The following is a 15,723-nucleotide window of genomic DNA, read 5'->3' as shown; positions in this document are numbered from 1 at the left end:
GGGAGAAGTCGGGAGTCGGCGGCAATCGATCGCCGGTTGTGGACTTCTAGAGCGCCGATCGAGTTTTTCGCTCCCATCACCTATGATCTTTCCCGACCTCGATCGCTTTCGTGACCTCGCCCGCCAGGGAAATTTCGTTCCCGTCTATCAAGAATGGATCGCCGATCTCGAAACCCCCGTCTCGGCCTGGTATAAGGTTTGCGCCGCACGGCCCTACAGTTTTCTGCTAGAGTCGGTCGAGGGGGGAGAGAAGTTAGGACGCTACAGCTTTCTCGGTTGCGATCCGGTGTGGGTACTGGAGGCGCGGGGGGAAAACACGACGAGAACTTTCCGGGACGGCTCGATCGAACGCTTTACCGGCGATCCCTTCAAGATTCTCGCCGATTGTTTAGAACCGATTAAACCGGTCAAATTACCGCAACTTCCCGCTGGAATCGGTGGATTATTCGGATTTTGGGGCTACGAGTTAATTAACTGGATCGAACCGCGGGTTCCGGTCTACCCGGCCGGCGAGGACGATTTACCCGACGGGATCTGGATGCAGGTGGATAACCTGATTATTTTCGATCAGGTGAAACGGAAGATCTGGGCGATCGCCTACGCGGACTTACGCGGGGAAAATGTCAATATAGAGGAAGCGTATCAAGCGGCCTGCGATCGAGTGACGAAATTAGTCCTCAAGCTTCAATTACCGCTCCCGATCAACGCCAAAGCCCTAGAAATGTCCCCGGCCGGACAAGCGCGGGAATTAGCCTACAATAGCAACACGACGCGCGATCGCTTCTGCGAGAACGTTTTAAAAGCCAAGGATTACATCAAAGCCGGCGATATCTTTCAAGTGGTCATCTCCCAGCGTTTGAACGCGATGTACGGCGGTCATCCCTTCGAGTTGTACCGTTCCCTACGGCTGATCAATCCCTCTCCCTACATGGCTTTCTATCAGTTCAAGGATTGGCAGATTATCGGTTCGAGTCCCGAGGTGATGGTCAAAGCGGAACGAACCGAATCGGGGAAAATGAAAGCGACGGTACGGCCGATCGCCGGAACCCGTCGTCGCGGGGCCACGGAAGCCGAAGACGAGGAATTCGCGCGGGATTTACTGCAAGATCCCAAGGAAATCGCCGAACATATCATGTTAGTGGATCTGGGACGCAACGATCTCGGTCGGGTGTGCGATCGGGGGACGGTGACGGTAGATGAATTGATGGTCATCGAGCGCTATTCTCACGTCATGCACATCGTCAGTAACGTCGTCGGTGAGTTAGCGGAAGATAAAACCGCCTGGGATTTATTAAAAGCTTGTTTTCCCGCGGGAACCGTCAGCGGCGCGCCGAAAATCCGGGCGATGGAAATTATCCACGAACTCGAACCCTGTCGCCGGGGTCCCTATTCCGGGGTTTACGGGTATTACGATTTCGAGGGACAGTTAAACAGCGCGATCACCATTCGCACGATGGTTGTCCGTCCGGATGGGGAAGATCATCTCGTTTCGGTACAGGCCGGCGCGGGTTTAGTGGCCGATTCCGACCCGGATAAAGAGTACGAGGAAACGTTGAATAAAGCGCGGGGATTATTAGAGGCGATCCGTTGTTTGAGTTAACGTGAAAGGGAACTGTAACCCCGACAAACGATGGCTAGGATAACCTTTTCGAGTGGTCGATTTTCTCTCCTATCGGTCATACACGCAGGCTCCTACAGCCGCCCAAACTAGATAGGCAAAAGATAGCCACATACCTAGCATGATATATAGATTCATTCGGGAAATTTCGGGCAAAAATGATTGTTTTAAGATCGCGCTCACGACGAGTTCTTCCCATACCGCCGTCAAGAAAAAGCTGACAGCCAAGGCACAATAGGTGTAGGTTAGTATCGTGATCCAATGGGTGAAAAACCCCGTGTCATTCAATCCGAGCGATCGCAATCGCAACATAGTGATATCGGAGAAAAATATAGATACCCAAAAAAGTAGCGTCACGAGCAATACCCAAAAAACTGGATTAATTTTTCGTTTCTTGATTTTTCGATTGAAGAGTAAAGATAATCGAATTGCTGGAGGAATAGAAATATAGGCGACAAAACCTACCATAATCACGCTATCCATCTTGGGATCGGCGACCTTCATGACTAAGAGCCATGCAATTACCGTGCTAACTATATTACCTAAAAACATTGCGATAAATAAACGCACGGGAGACAATCCTCTGTCTATGCCGATTTTGGCAAGCCATATCGCCTTGATAAAAATCACCCCGAGCAGAGATGAAAGCGGCCAAGAATATAAGAGCGACAAGGGAAAAATCGATTGTTCACAGCCAAGAGAGTCCAGCATAGCTTTCGAGAAGTTACGGTAATTGAAGGGACTAATCATCGTGTACTTTTAGCCGAACTATGGGAAAGTTATCATTAGATTCTAGTGAGGACTAATGAGCGCGGGAAAAGGCGGCGATCGACCGTTAACGTTGAAAGGTAGTAGCTCCCCTGTAATCGGGCGGTCTTGTATTCTTTTCAATAACTTTTCTCTCCCGTTTCTCCTCGCATTCTTATCGTACCTCCATCGAGTGCCACTTCCGAGAGCTTTCCTTTCATGTCCGCGGGGGAACCCTCGAATTTTTGCACTTTTCGATTCCGCTTCGAGTGGCCGATTTTCTCTCCTATCGGTCTCCACATGATACTGTAAGCGGCCAAATTATATAGGCAATAAATATCCAAATACCTAGCATGATATATAGATTTATGCGAAAGATTTCGGGCAAAAATGAATTTTTTAAGATCACGCTCACGACGAATTCTTCCCATGCCGCCGTCAAGAACAAGCTGACAGCCAAGGCACAATAGATATAGGCTAGTATCATGATCCAGTAGGTGAAGGAACCCGTGTCATCCCATTCGAGAGATCGCAATCTCGACATATTGATATCGTAGAAAAATAGAGATGTCCCAAAAAGTAGCGTCACGAGCAATACCCAAAAAACTGGATTAATTTTTCGTTTCTTGATTTTTCGATCGAAGAGTAAAGATAACCGAATTGACGGGGGAATAGAAATACAGGCGACAAAGCCTACCATAATCATGCGATCGAACTGGGGCTCGTCGATATTCATGGCTAAGACCAATGCAATTACCGTGCTGACTATATTGCCTAAAAACATCGCGATAAATGAAGACAGGGGACACAATCCTCTTCCTTTGTCTATGCCGATGAAAGCAAGCCATATCGCCTTAATAAAAATTACCCCGAATACTTGGGATACAACCGGCCACCCATATAATGCCCACAACGGAAAAATAAATCGCCCACAGGTAAGAGAGTCCAGCATAGCTTTCGAGAAGTGACGGTAATTGAAGGGACCAGAGAGCGATCGAGTCGCGTGCGGGAGAATTACCGAATCTAGCGGTAGAGGCGATTTTATCGATACAGCCCCAGACTCAGCGCGGCAAAAACTATCCAAACCCCTAGCATGATATATAGATTCATTCGAGAGATCTCGGGCAAAAATGAACTTTTTAAGATCGAACCCGCGACGAGTTCTTCCCATACCGCCGTCAAGAAAAAGCTAAAAGCTAAACCACAATAGATATAAGCGAATTTCGTGATCCAGTAGGTGAAGGAAACCCCCTCGCGCGATCCGATCGATTCCGCGAGAAAGAGAAAAATTATAGATCCAAAAAAAATTAGTGTCAGGAGCGGTACGAGTAATATCCAAAAAACGAGATTGATTTTTCGCTTCTTGATTTTTCGATTAGAGAGCAGAAATAATCGGATGACCGGGGGAATAGAAATACAGACGACAATAATCACGGAATATAACAGTAACATGGGAGCGGCGAAAAACGCTACTAAGACCAATCCAATTACCGTGGTGACTATATTGGCCAAAAACATCGCGACAAATGAAATAAAGGGAGAGAATCCTTTTTCCTCACCGATTTTAGCAAACCATATCGCCTTGATAAAAATCACCCCGACCAGAGAGGAAAGCGGCCAGGAATATAATTGCATCAACGGAATAATCGGTTCACAGGCAAGAACTAGAGGAGAGGTCAGCATAGCTTTCGAGAAGTGACAGTAATCGGATAGCCCAAAGAGCGATCGAGTTTCGTGTTGGCTCGCGAACCATCGTGACGGCAAGAAAAAGCACGATCATTAACTTATTTAACGATCCTCGATCGAGTCTTTTTTATAGTATAATTTTTATATTTCAAGCTTTGTGAAAATGCAATAATACAATACACGAATTGACAGAAAGTTAAAGTTATTTACCGTAATTGAAGAAAGATCCAGCCGGGGAAATCGCCGCTCCCGTCCCGGGGCGATCGATCGCTCCTTACCCGTTCACCTCGATCGACAAACCCACCGGCCGATTACCGAGGCCACCTTTCGGGCTATGATTTCCCTGGCTATAGTTATTTCTTAAGGAAGCATTACCGATGACTGCCTTTCCCATCGATTTAAGTGCCTATCAGCGCGTCAACCTGTCCGCCAGTAATCCCACCCTCACCGACGAGCAGAGAAACGCCCTCAAAGCCAATATACAACTCTGTCGCGACGCGATCGTCTTCTTCACCGCCACCGGCGCGGCCCGCGGAGTCGGCGGACACACCGGCGGCCCCTACGATACCGTTCCCGAAGTCGTCATCCTCGATGCCCTATTCCGCGGCGCGCCGGGTGAATACGTCCCCATCTTCTTCGACGAGGCCGGACATCGCGTCGGCACCCAATACCTCATGTCCGTTCTAGAGGGTTCCCTACCCGCGGAACAATTAATGCAGTACCGTACCGCCGGTTCCACCCTACCCGGACACCCGGAATTAGGACTCACCAAAGGCGTGAAATTCAGTTCCGGACGCTTGGGGCATATGTGGCCCTACGTCAACGGTGTCGCGCTCGCCAACCCCGGTAAAACCGTATTCTGTCTCGGTTCCGACGGTTCCCAACAGGAAGGTAACGACGCGGAAGCCGCCCGGTTAGCCGTCGCCCAGCATATCAACGTCAAACTGATTATCGACGATAACGACGTGACGATCGCCGGTCATCCCTCCAAATATCTCCCCGGCTACAGCGTCGCCAAAACCCTCACCGGCCACGGCGTGAAAGTGGTCGAAGTGAACGGCGAAGACATCGACGCGTTATACAGCGCCATTTGCGAGGCGGTTAGCACCCCCGGCCCCATCGCCGTAATCGCCAAACGTCCCATGTGTCCCGGAATCGAGGGATTAGAAGGCTCTAACCACGGTCACGACGTGATTTCCGTCCCCCTCGCCCTCAAATACCTAGAATCGCGCGGACACACCGCCGCGGTCGAATACCTCAACAACATCAAAAAACCCTCCCACGACTACAAATTTATCGGTTCCGGCGATAAATGGGGCTCGAACCGTAACGTTTTCGGCGACGCGGTAGTGGGAATCCTCGATAAAATGAGCGAGGAAGAACGAAAAGCGAAAGTCGTCGTCATCGACAGCGATTTAGAAGGTTCCTGCGGTCTGAAAGTCATCCACGACAAACACCCCGAAGTCTTCGTTCCCTCCGGCATCATGGAACGCGGCAACCTGTCCGCCGCCGCCGGTTTCGGGATGGAGAAAGGAAAACAGGGCATTTTCGCCACCTTCGCCGCGTTTTTGGAAATGTGCATTTCCGAGATCACGATGGCGCGTCTCAATTACTCTAACCTCCTCTGTCATTTTTCCCACTCGGGTATCGATGACATGGCCGATAACACCTGTCACTTCGGCCTGAATAATTTCTTCGCCGATAACGGTCTCGATGACGGTTACGAAACCCGTCTTTATTTCCCGGCCGACGCGGCCCAGATGACCGCTTGTGTCGATGCGGTTTTCCATCAGCCCGGTCTCCGTTTCATCTTCTCCACCCGTTCCAAAACCCCGAACATTCTCGACGCGAACGGCAATAATTTCTTCGGCGAGGGCTATACTTTCACCCCCGGAAAAGACGAGGTGATTCGCGAGGGAAGCGCGGGTTATATCGTCAGTTTCGGTGACTCGTTATATCGCGCCCTCGACGCGGTGGAACGGTTGAAACAGGAAGGCATCGACGTGGGGTTAATTAATAAACCGACGTTGAACGTGGTAGACGAGGAAATCATCGCTAAAGTGGGGAATTCTCCCTTCGTTCTCGTGGTGGAAGCCTTTAACCGTCGCACCGGATTGGGTAGCCGTTACGGTTCGTGGTTACTAGAACGCGGTTTAACGCCGAAATACGCGTATTTAGGAACTCATCACGAGGGTTGCGGTGGTCTCTGGGAACAGTACCCCCACCAAGGCATCGACCCCGCGGGGATTACGAGCAAGGTTAAAGCCTTAATCGGCTAAGATTCAACAGGGTGGGCGAAAGCTCACCCTTGTTTTTTGGGAATTATTCCGTAAAATGATAAATATCGTCGTCATACATCTGTAAAGGAGAAAGGATTCTGAGGGGTTAAGATTCTGGAAAAGGAAGATTTACAAAAGAACGCGGCATTAATTCGGGAATATTACCTGAAAAAGCCTATCGGTAAAAGTAATGTCGCGATCGCGGAAGTTCATCTCGATGCTGAAAATGTGAGGTTTTGCGCGGGAGCGACTTCTAGGGGTGGACGCAAAAGCCCGATTCCTGACATTCCGATTCCGTTCCCTGAAGGGCATTTTAAACCGGCTAGGGACTCTCGTACTGGAAGATTGATGGACACGGATGCCGAATACAAGGTCTTGGATGAAATTGCCAATATTCTGGATAGGTTCTACGATCGTACAATAGTAGAGGGGCAACTCTACCTATATACCGAGCTTCAGCCTTGCGAGAGTTGTCAAAGTGTTATCAAGCAGTTCGAGGAGAAGTTTCCAAACGTAAAGATAATCGTTTTCTGGGATTATCCGTATCCATGAATAATTTTGTTAAAAAGGCGAAAAAACTCTATGGATGTGCAGTACCGAGACACTATCCCCCCCCATTCACCGCTGAAGGAATTACCGATATCTCTTCAATCCGCGATGAATAAAGCATTGAAGGCAAGTTACGGAGAACTCTATGAAGAAGATGCTGACTATACAACTTCACTAGAGGATACGTTACGAGAAATTCTAGGTTTATTTCAAAGTAACAATCCTATAGGACATCTACGCTATGTTTGGATGGCACTAATATTATCCTTAACCGTACAGCCTACCCTCGCTTACTATCAACCAGACAATCCCCTCCCTGATTACACGATCAATAGGATGATTGTTTGGCTCATAGAAACTCTTGAAGAGATACTATCCTTAACCGAAAAAACGTCTCTAATTAAGAAATGCAATAATATCAATGAACTTAGAGATGATTTTTTCTCTTGTAAAACAACTAAAGCAATACCCAGCTTACAAATATTGTCGGAAGCTTTAGACGTTTACCAAAACGCGATTAAAACGATCGAACCCGATCGATCTCTAGAAGCTCTACTAGAAATTTTAGAGGACTGCTTGGAAGGTTACGCCATCTTCCCCGGTTCGCGAGGGAGACGAGAATTATTTAATTGGTGGTTACTCGATGTCGTTCCCGCGAGTTGGTATCTACGGCCTCCTCGTTCTTTCTATTCCGTGACCGATTCCCCGCGAGACCAAGAAATTTTCAGCGATCGAATGCAAGAATTACAGAGAATTAGCGATACTATACGGCCATTTCCAGATATTTTGAGATTACACGCATTATAAAATCGATATTTTTCCTAAATGTCGCGGAAAACGAGAGAAATTCTGCTAGTATCGATCGATCGAACCCTATCTCCCCTCCCTACCGTGTCTATCCCCATCGACCCCGGCCAGCGCGCCGAACAACTGCGCGAGGAACTCCAGAAAGCCAGTTACGCGTACTACGTCCTCGATGCCCCCTATCTGCCCGATAGCGTTTACGACCAACTCTATCGGGAACTGCAAGACCTAGAGGAAAAGTATCCCGAATTAATCCGCCCCGATAGCCCGACCCGGCGCGTGGGCGATAAGATTTCCGCTCAATTTACCTCCGTTCGCCACAATATCCCCCTCTATAGCCTCGAAAACGCCTTCAACCTCGAAGAACTGGAAAAATGGCGCGGACGCTGGCAGAGACAACTCGGGGAATCCCCGGAAGTCGAGTACGTCTGTGAGTTAAAAATCGACGGTTCCGCGTTGGCGCTGACTTACGAGAATGGTTATCTCGTCCGCGGGGCGACGCGGGGGGACGGGGTGACGGGAGAGGATATTACTCCCAACGTCCGGACGATCCGATCGATCCCCCTCCGGTTACACTTGGATAATCCCCCCCCGATTGTCGAGGTACGCGGGGAAGCCTTCTTACCTATCGAAACTTTCACCCGCATCAACGAGGAACGCGAGACAGCCGGGGAAGCCCTTTTCGCCAACCCGCGCAACGCGGCCGCGGGAACCCTACGCCAACTCGACCCGAAAATTGTCGATAAACGTCGTCTCCAGTTTTTCGCGTACACTCTCCATCTACGCGAATCGACGGCGCGTACCCAGTGGCAGGCGTTAGAAACCCTGCAAGAAATGGGCTTTCTCGTCAATCCTAATCGGAAACTCTGCCAATCCCTTGAAGAAGTCGGACAATATTACGAGGAATGGGATAAAAAAAGACATGACCTCGCCTATATGACCGATGGCGTGGTAGTGAAAATTAACGATTTCCCACTGCAAGAACGGCTCGGATTCACGCAAAAATTCCCCCGGTGGGCGGTAGCGTTGAAATATCCCGCGGAAGAAGTCCCCACCATCGTTAAGGATATTATTGTCAACGTGGGACGGACGGGCGCGGTCACACCGATGGCGGTGATGGAACCGGTACAGGTCGCCGGAACGACGGTACAGCGCGCCACTCTACACAATCGCGACCGCGTGGCCGAACTCGATATTCGCGTCGGCGATACGGTGATTATTCGCAAAGCCGGGGAAATTATCCCGGAAGTGGTGAAGGTTCTGACGGAATTGCGCCCCCCGGATACGATTCCCTACGAAATGCCGACGGTTTGCCCGGAATGCGCTTCCCCTCTCGTCCGTCCTCTCGATGAGGCGGTGACGCGCTGTGTGAATAGTTCCTGTCCGGCGATTCTGCGCGGAAGTCTGGTTCACTGGGCGAGTCGCGACGCGTTGGATATCCGGGGACTGGGGGAAAAGGTGGTGATTCTGTTAATCGAGAATGGATTGGTGAAATCGATCGCTGACCTCTACAGCCTCGAAATCGAACAAATTGCCAAATTAGACCGGATGGGCGTTAAATCCGCCTCGAATTTGATTACGGCTATCAACGAGAGCAAAGATCAGGACTGGTCTAGGGTACTGTACGGCCTCGGAATTCGCTACGTGGGCGCGGTGAATGCCAGGATTCTGACGGAGAGTTTCCCGACGGTAGAGGCGCTCTCTTCCGCCTCGCTGTCGGATCTGGCGGGAGTGTACGGGATCGGCGAACAGATCGCGGGATCGGTCTACGATTGGTTTAGAATCGAGGCGAATCGTCAATTAGTGGAGAATTTACGAGAATCGGGACTACAGTTAACCGCGACGGTGAAGCCGAAAGCGACTTCTACCGCGCTGACCGGGAAAACCTTCGTGATTACCGGAACTTTACCCACTCTCAAACGCGACGAGGCGAAAGATTTGATCGAGAAAGCCGGGGGAAAAGTAACCGGTTCGGTGAGTAAAAAAACCGATTATCTCCTCCTCGGGGAGGATGCGGGATCGAAACTGGAGAAAGCGATCGAACTCGGCATCACACAACTGACCGAAGAACAGTTACTCGCTTTAATCGGAAGCTAATTTCTGTCGATCGATTCTCCCGCGAAGCTATCGGCTATCCCCTAAAAGCCGAACGCTAAATCTCCTCGGGATCGATTCCTAACGCTCTCAATCGCGCCTGTAACTGTTCGACTCGCCGTTGTTCCGTTTCTAGCTGTTGTCGGGTGGATTCCGCTCGTTGACGTTCCTGTAATGCCGCTTCTTCGGGGGTGGGAACCAATTCCCCGGTCGCGGTAAAATAGCGTAACCGATCTTCGTGAATGCCGAGAAATAATTGTAAGCGATCGCTCCACAAATGACCCCGATCGTTCGGATCGATCGCCTCGTACCGGCCTTCCATTAATCGGAATCCCTGAAATTCTAGACTGTCGGGATCGAACCAGAAATAATCGGGAGTCCGGAAAGTATCTTGATAGATCCGCTTTTTCTCGGTTCGATCGATCGTCGCGGTACTACTCGAAAGAATTTCCACGATGATATCGGGATATTTTCCCTCCTCTGCCCAAACGACCCAACTTTTTCGGTCTAATCTTCTTTCCGTTCCCAACACCACGAAGAAATCAGGCCCGCGGAAGTCCTCGGATTTTTTCTGGTTCGGGCTATAGTAAATCGTTAGATTACCCGCCGCGAAATAATCGTTGCGATCCTGCCATAACCATTCTAAACAGGTCAGTAAAATGAAAATCTGGCGTAGGTGCGCGTAACTTTCTAAGGGAGGTTCATCACTATAGAGATCGGTAGGCGGAAAGATGATTTCTTCCCCCGCTACCGAATCGGGAATATCAACGCGAGCGGAAGTGGTCATTTTCGTTCGGGGAGAGCGATCGATATTTTGATTGTATCGGGATCTCGGGGAAAATGAACCCCATCGATCCCGTTTACAATTTTCGGAAATAGAGAATCGAAATTACCACACCGATCGATACTACCGTCCAACGTAACGCGGAAGGCGAGATCCGTCCCGCCAATTTCCCCCCGAATAATCCTCCCACGAGAGCGCCGATCGCCACCACGATCGCCACCGACCACACCACCTTTCCGGAAAAGAGAAAGAATAACGCCGCCGCGACATTCACCACGAGCGAGAGAACCTGTTTTAACGCGTTGAGTCGGGTCAAGTTATCCGGTAAAAACACGCCCAAGACCGCTAACTCGATCACGCTCAATCCCGCGCCGAAATACCCCCCGTAGATAGATGCGATCAGGATCGGCAGAATCGCCCAACTTTCCGGGACTCCCGCGCTTTTCCCTCGCTGTCGTCGATTCAACCAACCGCGCAGGGGATCTTGAAAGGCGAGTAAACCGGAAGCGAGCAGGATTAAAAACGGGACGAGAATATCGAAAAGCCTCTCGCTGGTATTTAACAGCAGGATTCCGCCGAGAATTCCACCGAATGCCCCCGCGGGAAGTAACAGGTACAGCCGATGTTTCTGTCCCTTTAAATCTTTCTTCTGGGCGATCGCCGCGCCGAGATAACCGGGACATAATGCTACCGTGTTCGTCACGTTCGCGGCCACGGGGGGAATACCGACGGCCACTAGCGTCGGGAAAGTGATCAGACTGCCACCACCGGCGAGCGCGTTCACCATTCCCGCCGCTACGGAAGCGAGTCCGACGAGGCTATATTGCCCTAGAGTCAGCATCTACGCGCTAGGGAGGGTAATTAGCGCGAGATCGATACGATTCTCGCTCGGTTGGCTAATTTCCGCTCGAATCCCCGGCCCGAAATATTTTTCCATTTTCTCCTTTTTCGCCTGCCATTTTTCTAAAGGGAGAAGGGGAGACTCGAACTCTAGGATAAAACAGTACGCGGAATCGATCGCCGTCTCGCGAATACCGATTAATACCGGTCTTTCCTCGTCGGTGGGACTCAAACCCAATTTTTCTAACGCTTCATCGAGGTGCGCTTCTTGTCCGTAACGGTAACGGGTAACATCGTTACGCAGTTTATTTTGAGCGACGGTAGCCTGTTGTTGTCGGAGTTTTAAGACTTCCGGAGTGGTCGGTCGGCTGAAAGGAATCGGTTTAATCTCGGACGCTTTTAACGCCAATCCCCCCAATAATAAAGGGAATCCGTAGAAGAAACCCGCTAGATTCAGGGTCGCGTTTCCCTCCGCGTAGGCTACCACACCGATAACGGTTAAAACGCTCCCTACTATCAAACCGAAGGAGGATAATCGAATTTTTCTCAGCATGAAAAGTGTTCTATCTCGCGCGTTAGCCTTGAGAGATTATAGCAGGGTGTCGGGTGCTGGATACGGAAGCTAAATTTTCCGCTCTTCGCCGATCGGGCTAACGAATCTCGCGAATGGTCTTATAATAAAGATCGAGTAATGGAGTGTTTGTCATGGAAAAAGCGAGTATCATCCAGAAAGTCAACGAAATCGCCAATAAACGAGAGTATCTAACCCGACTGCGCGATAAACCCGACATCGGGGGGTTAAGACTGGACATCGATCAGGCGCTGGAGGAATTAGAGGAATTACTCGACGAGTTTCACCAAACCTTTCCCGACGAGAGAATCGGCTAACGATTTTTAGCCGATTCGTTTACCCGATTAATTGAGTTTGTCCGGATCTCGCTAGACTTCCCAAGGTCTCGATCGCCTCGATCAGTTCTTGGGAAGAGATATCTTTCGGACAATAGAGATCGATCGGCGCGGTTTGCGTCATCACCTCGATCTGGGGGTCGGCCACGGAAGTATACGCGATAATACGCGTCGCGGGGGCGAATTGCTTGATCGGGGTAGCGGCGCTGAGTCCGTCGAGTGCGGGCATCTGTAGATCGAGAACGATCACATCGGGTTGCAGTTGCCGGACTAGCTCGATCGCCTGTTTGCCATTGACGGCGACCCCGACCACCTCGAAACGACTCCACCCGGCAATTAAGGCCTGTAGGCCTAAACGGGTTAACTCGTGATCGTCGGCTATCAAAACTCGGATTCGATCGGCTGACTTCATTTGCGGTTCTGTTATCCCATAAAATCTCACTCCTTACCAATATAAGAGTTTTTTTCCCTCTCGCCTTCTATCAAGGGAAAGAGATGAGGGAGGTGAGGGAGGTGAGGGAGATAGGGAGATAGAGGGAGATAGGGAGGTGAGGGGGATGAGAGAGGAGACAGGGTAAAGGAGAAAGAATGAAGAAAGCTCTTTTCCCTTTTCCCCGAAAAATTCCCCCATCTTCCCACACCCCGCTCCCTACTCTCCCACTTCTAAGTCTTTAGGTGTTATCCGTTCGTATCGCTCGAAAGGTTGATGAATCCACGGGTTATCGGGCAGAAACTCCACGTAATAATCCGGTTTAATGACGGACGCGCCTTTACACCAGATCACGGCCGATCGGATCTCGTCGATCGAGTGACGTTCCTCGATCCATCGTAGGGATTTTTCGAGGGTGATCCCGGAATCGGCGAGATCGTCTACTAAAAGAACCCGTTTTCCTAAAGTTTCCGTCGTCATGGCGAGATTAGAGGAGATTTTTAACTCGCCGCGTAGCTGGTTGTTGGTTCCCCCGTAGGAAGACGCGTAGAGAATCGCCAGGGGTTGACGGAAGAGACGGCAGAGAAGATCCCCGACTCGTAACCCCCCTTTCGCGAGACAGACGATCTGATCGAATTGCCACCCGGAGCGATCGATCTGTACCGCTAATCGCTCGATCAGACGGTGGTATTCCTCCCAAGAAACATAGAGATCGGACATGGTAGATTTTCAATAATTTCGGTCGGCTTTCGACGCGATCATAACCTTAAACGCTATCCCCCGAACGAGATTCCGGGACATCGCGGGAAAATACGGGAAACCCCGCCGATCCCCCTGACGATCGAGCCGCGAGAGGTATAGAATTAGAGTCGAGAGATAGATAAGGGAACGAGCTTCGCTACTGTCCTCGATCGAGGCGGATAGGGATTCCTGGGAAAGCTGGATATACACAAACTAGCCCGAAAGTCAAGCCCTGATTCCGATCATCTAGAAAGGGTCAAAAACGAGTAAAATCTTTTCTAATCCCTCTAATTTTTAAAATCCCCCTTTAGCGGTTGCCCCTTCCGCGTGAATGACAACTAAACTCATTGAATCTCCCGTTCTAGATTCTTCGGGTTCATCCCCCTCGCTCTCGTCCCGCCTGACGAGATTCCTCGATCGCTGGCAACCCACCCCGGAATTAACCTTTCTCGTGTCCGCTTTTCTCATCGGCACGGGATCGGGATTGGGAATTATCCTGTTTCATTTTCTCATCGGTTTTTTCGAGACCCTAGCCTTTAAAAACTTCCTCGGAACCCTGTCCGGATGGGGTTTCTGGATGGTGGCGCTCGTTCCCGTCCTCGGCGGTATTCTCGTCGGTTGCACGCGCGCGCTATTCCCCGCTATTTTCGGGCAAAAATCCCTGACCTCGCTCGGCCAGACGAGAGGAACGCCCATATCTCCCTGGCGACCGTTGATCAAAATGCTCGCGGCCGCTATCTCCCTGGGAACCGGCGCCTCTCTAGGTACGGAGAGTCCCAGCGTGGAAATCGGGGCGAGCGCGGGCGCGTTATTAGGGCAATCTTTTAAAGTCTCTCACGATCGCTACCGTTTACTACTGGGAGCGGGGGCGGCCGCGGGATTGGCCGCGGGTTTTCACACGCCGATTACCGGGGTGTTTTTCGCGCTGGAAGTGGTTCTCGGTTCGGCGTTCACCAGTCCCGCGCTCAGTCTGCTGTTACTGTCCGCGGTCGTCTCCGATATCGTGTCCCGTTTTTTTGCCGGGGGACATACGGCTTTATACCTGCCGGAGTACCGATTCTCCGGGTTGTGGGAGGGGGTGGTGTATTTGGGATTGGGTTTACTGGCGAGTGTATTTTCGCTGGTGTTCACGCGGGGGATTCAAATCGGCGATTCGCTGTTCGCGGGGGAGATCGCGGGATGGCGATGGGTGGGAAATTTGCCCGCGGTTCTCAAACCGACGATCGGCGGGATATTATTGGGTGCGATCGCTCTATTCCTCCCGGAAGTTCTCGGGGTCGGTTACGGAACCCTGGCCTCGATTCTAGCGGGCCGGGAACTCTCGATCGAGGAATTATCCCTACTGTTGGGCGTGAAACTGTTGGCGACGGCGCTCAGTTTGGGTAGCGGTTTCGTGGGGGGAATTTTCGCGCCGGCGATGTTTCTCGGGGGATGTTTGGGCGCGCTGTACGCGAAGGTTCTCGCGGTGTTACTGCCGGCGGGTTTAGCGGCATTCGCGCCGAGTCCGCCGATCGCCGCGATGGTGGGACTGGCGGCGGTTTTGGCGGGAAGCGTGAAAGCCCCGTTAACGGCGATCCTGCTGTTATTCGAGCTAACGGGGAACTATCAGGTGATTTTACCGGTGATGATCGCGGTCGGGATCTGTATCTGGGTGCTGGAACAGGCGCGATCGCTTCAATCGGTCGGGGGGTTAAACTTGCAACAGATGGGCATCGACGTGGAGGAACCGCGCGCGCTGGAGATCTTGCAGGGAGTGCCGGTATCGAGCGTGATGGAGGACAATTATCTCGGTTTACCGGCGAATACCCGTCTACGGGAAGCGACCCGAACGATGATCGAGAAGAAGTGTCACGCGACGCTGGTGATGGAGGGGGATAAGGCGATCGGGATTCTCTCGCTAGGGGACGCGCGGCGGAATTTGTTGGAGATAGAAAGCGGCGACGAGGAAATCCGGGAGTTAGATCCCGAAATTAAACGGATCTGCACCACGGAAATTCTCAGCGCCCACGCGTCCCAACCGCTCTCGGAGGCGTTGAAACAGATGGCCGCGCGGGGGATCTATCTATTGCCGGTCGTGGAGAGCGATCGATCTTCCCGGATTGTCGGGGTGGTGGAAAAACACCGCATCTCTCTCGCGGGGGAATTAGCGGAAACCGAGGCGGTTTTAAAGCGAGGGGATTCCCGGGGGATCGATCGCTAAAAGCGAGGTTTTCTCGCGCACGCTCTTCCGCTCGCGAGGTCGCTA

The 15,723-nt window shown here is 51.2% G+C and carries 15 protein-coding genes; 7 read left to right on the top strand and 8 right to left on the bottom strand.

All coding sequences use genetic code 11. From position 1 onward, the window contains the following. Nucleotides 1-82: 82 nt before the first annotated feature. Nucleotides 83-1,600, top strand: a complete 1,518-nt coding sequence (gene trpE / locus V0288_RS04980) for an anthranilate synthase component I (RefSeq protein WP_332863927.1) — start codon at nucleotides 83-85, stop codon at nucleotides 1,598-1,600. Nucleotides 1,601-1,669: 69 nt separating this feature from the next. Here the strand turns inward: trpE and V0288_RS04975 are convergent, their stop codons facing one another. The 3 genes from V0288_RS04975 to V0288_RS04965 all read right to left on the bottom strand — a co-directional run bounded on the left by V0288_RS04975 (nucleotide 1,670) and on the right by V0288_RS04965 (nucleotide 4,048). Further along, the gene (locus V0288_RS04975; protein ID WP_332863926.1) at nucleotides 1,670-2,329 is read right to left on the bottom strand and encodes a hypothetical protein; all 660 of its coding nucleotides are present in this window, start codon (nucleotides 2,327-2,329) and stop codon (nucleotides 1,670-1,672) included. Between the two features lie 322 nt (nucleotides 2,330-2,651). Beyond that, nucleotides 2,652-3,317, bottom strand: a complete 666-nt coding sequence (locus V0288_RS04970) for a hypothetical protein (protein WP_332863925.1) — start codon at nucleotides 3,315-3,317, stop codon at nucleotides 2,652-2,654. 89 nt (nucleotides 3,318-3,406) lie between these two features. After that, the gene (locus tag V0288_RS04965; protein ID WP_332863924.1) at nucleotides 3,407-4,048 is read right to left on the bottom strand and encodes a hypothetical protein; all 642 of its coding nucleotides are present in this window, start codon (nucleotides 4,046-4,048) and stop codon (nucleotides 3,407-3,409) included. Between the two features lie 380 nt (nucleotides 4,049-4,428). Between V0288_RS04965 and V0288_RS04960 the strand changes: the two genes are divergently transcribed. The 4 genes from V0288_RS04960 to ligA all read left to right on the top strand — a co-directional run bounded on the left by V0288_RS04960 (nucleotide 4,429) and on the right by ligA (nucleotide 9,780). Continuing rightward, nucleotides 4,429-6,330 (top strand): transketolase C-terminal domain-containing protein, encoded by a 1,902-nt coding sequence (locus V0288_RS04960; RefSeq protein WP_332863923.1) that lies wholly within the window; start codon nucleotides 4,429-4,431, stop codon nucleotides 6,328-6,330. Between the two features lie 228 nt (nucleotides 6,331-6,558). Then, nucleotides 6,559-6,882: a deaminase domain-containing protein gene (locus V0288_RS25260; RefSeq protein WP_479687453.1), complete on the top strand. Its 324-nt coding sequence runs from the start codon at nucleotides 6,559-6,561 to the stop codon at nucleotides 6,880-6,882. A gap of 105 nt (nucleotides 6,883-6,987) precedes the next feature. Continuing rightward, complete coding sequence (locus V0288_RS04955) at nucleotides 6,988-7,686, top strand: hypothetical protein (protein WP_332863922.1); 699 nt, start codon at nucleotides 6,988-6,990, stop codon at nucleotides 7,684-7,686. Nucleotides 7,687-7,770: 84 nt separating this feature from the next. Next, nucleotides 7,771-9,780, top strand: coding sequence for an NAD-dependent DNA ligase LigA (gene ligA / locus V0288_RS04950; protein WP_422661903.1), 2,010 nt, complete (start codon nucleotides 7,771-7,773; stop codon nucleotides 9,778-9,780). A 55-nt stretch (nucleotides 9,781-9,835) separates the two neighbouring features. On the opposite strand, the gene V0288_RS04945 is transcribed toward ligA, so the two are convergent. The 3 genes from V0288_RS04945 to V0288_RS04935 form a co-directional block, all read right to left on the bottom strand. Then, nucleotides 9,836-10,564, bottom strand: a complete 729-nt coding sequence (locus V0288_RS04945; RefSeq protein WP_332863920.1) for a Uma2 family endonuclease — start codon at nucleotides 10,562-10,564, stop codon at nucleotides 9,836-9,838. A gap of 73 nt (nucleotides 10,565-10,637) precedes the next feature. Then, the gene (locus tag V0288_RS04940; RefSeq protein WP_332863919.1) at nucleotides 10,638-11,402 is read right to left on the bottom strand and encodes a sulfite exporter TauE/SafE family protein; all 765 of its coding nucleotides are present in this window, start codon (nucleotides 11,400-11,402) and stop codon (nucleotides 10,638-10,640) included. After that, nucleotides 11,403-11,954, bottom strand: a complete 552-nt coding sequence (locus V0288_RS04935; RefSeq protein WP_332863918.1) for a DUF2854 domain-containing protein — start codon at nucleotides 11,952-11,954, stop codon at nucleotides 11,403-11,405. Nucleotides 11,955-12,106: 152 nt separating this feature from the next. On the opposite strand from V0288_RS04935, the gene V0288_RS04930 reads away from it, so the two are divergent. After that, nucleotides 12,107-12,289, top strand: coding sequence for a hypothetical protein (locus V0288_RS04930; protein ID WP_332863917.1), 183 nt, complete (start codon nucleotides 12,107-12,109; stop codon nucleotides 12,287-12,289). 19 nt (nucleotides 12,290-12,308) lie between these two features. On the opposite strand, the gene V0288_RS04925 is transcribed toward V0288_RS04930, so the two are convergent. Both V0288_RS04925 and V0288_RS04920 read right to left on the bottom strand, forming a co-directional pair. Beyond that, a complete protein-coding gene (locus V0288_RS04925) occupies nucleotides 12,309-12,719 on the bottom strand; it encodes a response regulator (protein WP_332863916.1) in 411 nt (136 codons plus the stop codon). 237 nt (nucleotides 12,720-12,956) lie between these two features. Next, nucleotides 12,957-13,457 carry a phosphoribosyltransferase gene (locus tag V0288_RS04920; protein ID WP_332863915.1) on the bottom strand — a complete coding sequence of 167 codons (501 nt, stop codon included), beginning with the start codon at nucleotides 13,455-13,457 and terminating at the stop codon, nucleotides 12,957-12,959. A 352-nt stretch (nucleotides 13,458-13,809) separates the two neighbouring features. Between V0288_RS04920 and V0288_RS04915 the strand changes: the two genes are divergently transcribed. After that, nucleotides 13,810-15,678 carry a chloride channel protein gene (locus V0288_RS04915; RefSeq protein WP_332863914.1) on the top strand — a complete coding sequence of 623 codons (1,869 nt, stop codon included), beginning with the start codon at nucleotides 13,810-13,812 and terminating at the stop codon, nucleotides 15,676-15,678. The last annotated feature ends 45 nt before the right edge of the window (nucleotides 15,679-15,723 follow it).

Origin of the sequence: Pannus brasiliensis CCIBt3594 (assembly GCF_036688125.1) — a bacterium.
GTDB classification, from domain to species: Bacteria; Cyanobacteriota; Cyanobacteriia; order Cyanobacteriales; family Microcystaceae; genus Pannus; species Pannus brasiliensis.
Note: the sequence above shows the minus strand (reverse complement) of the source record. Positions and strands in the feature narration are given on the sequence as shown.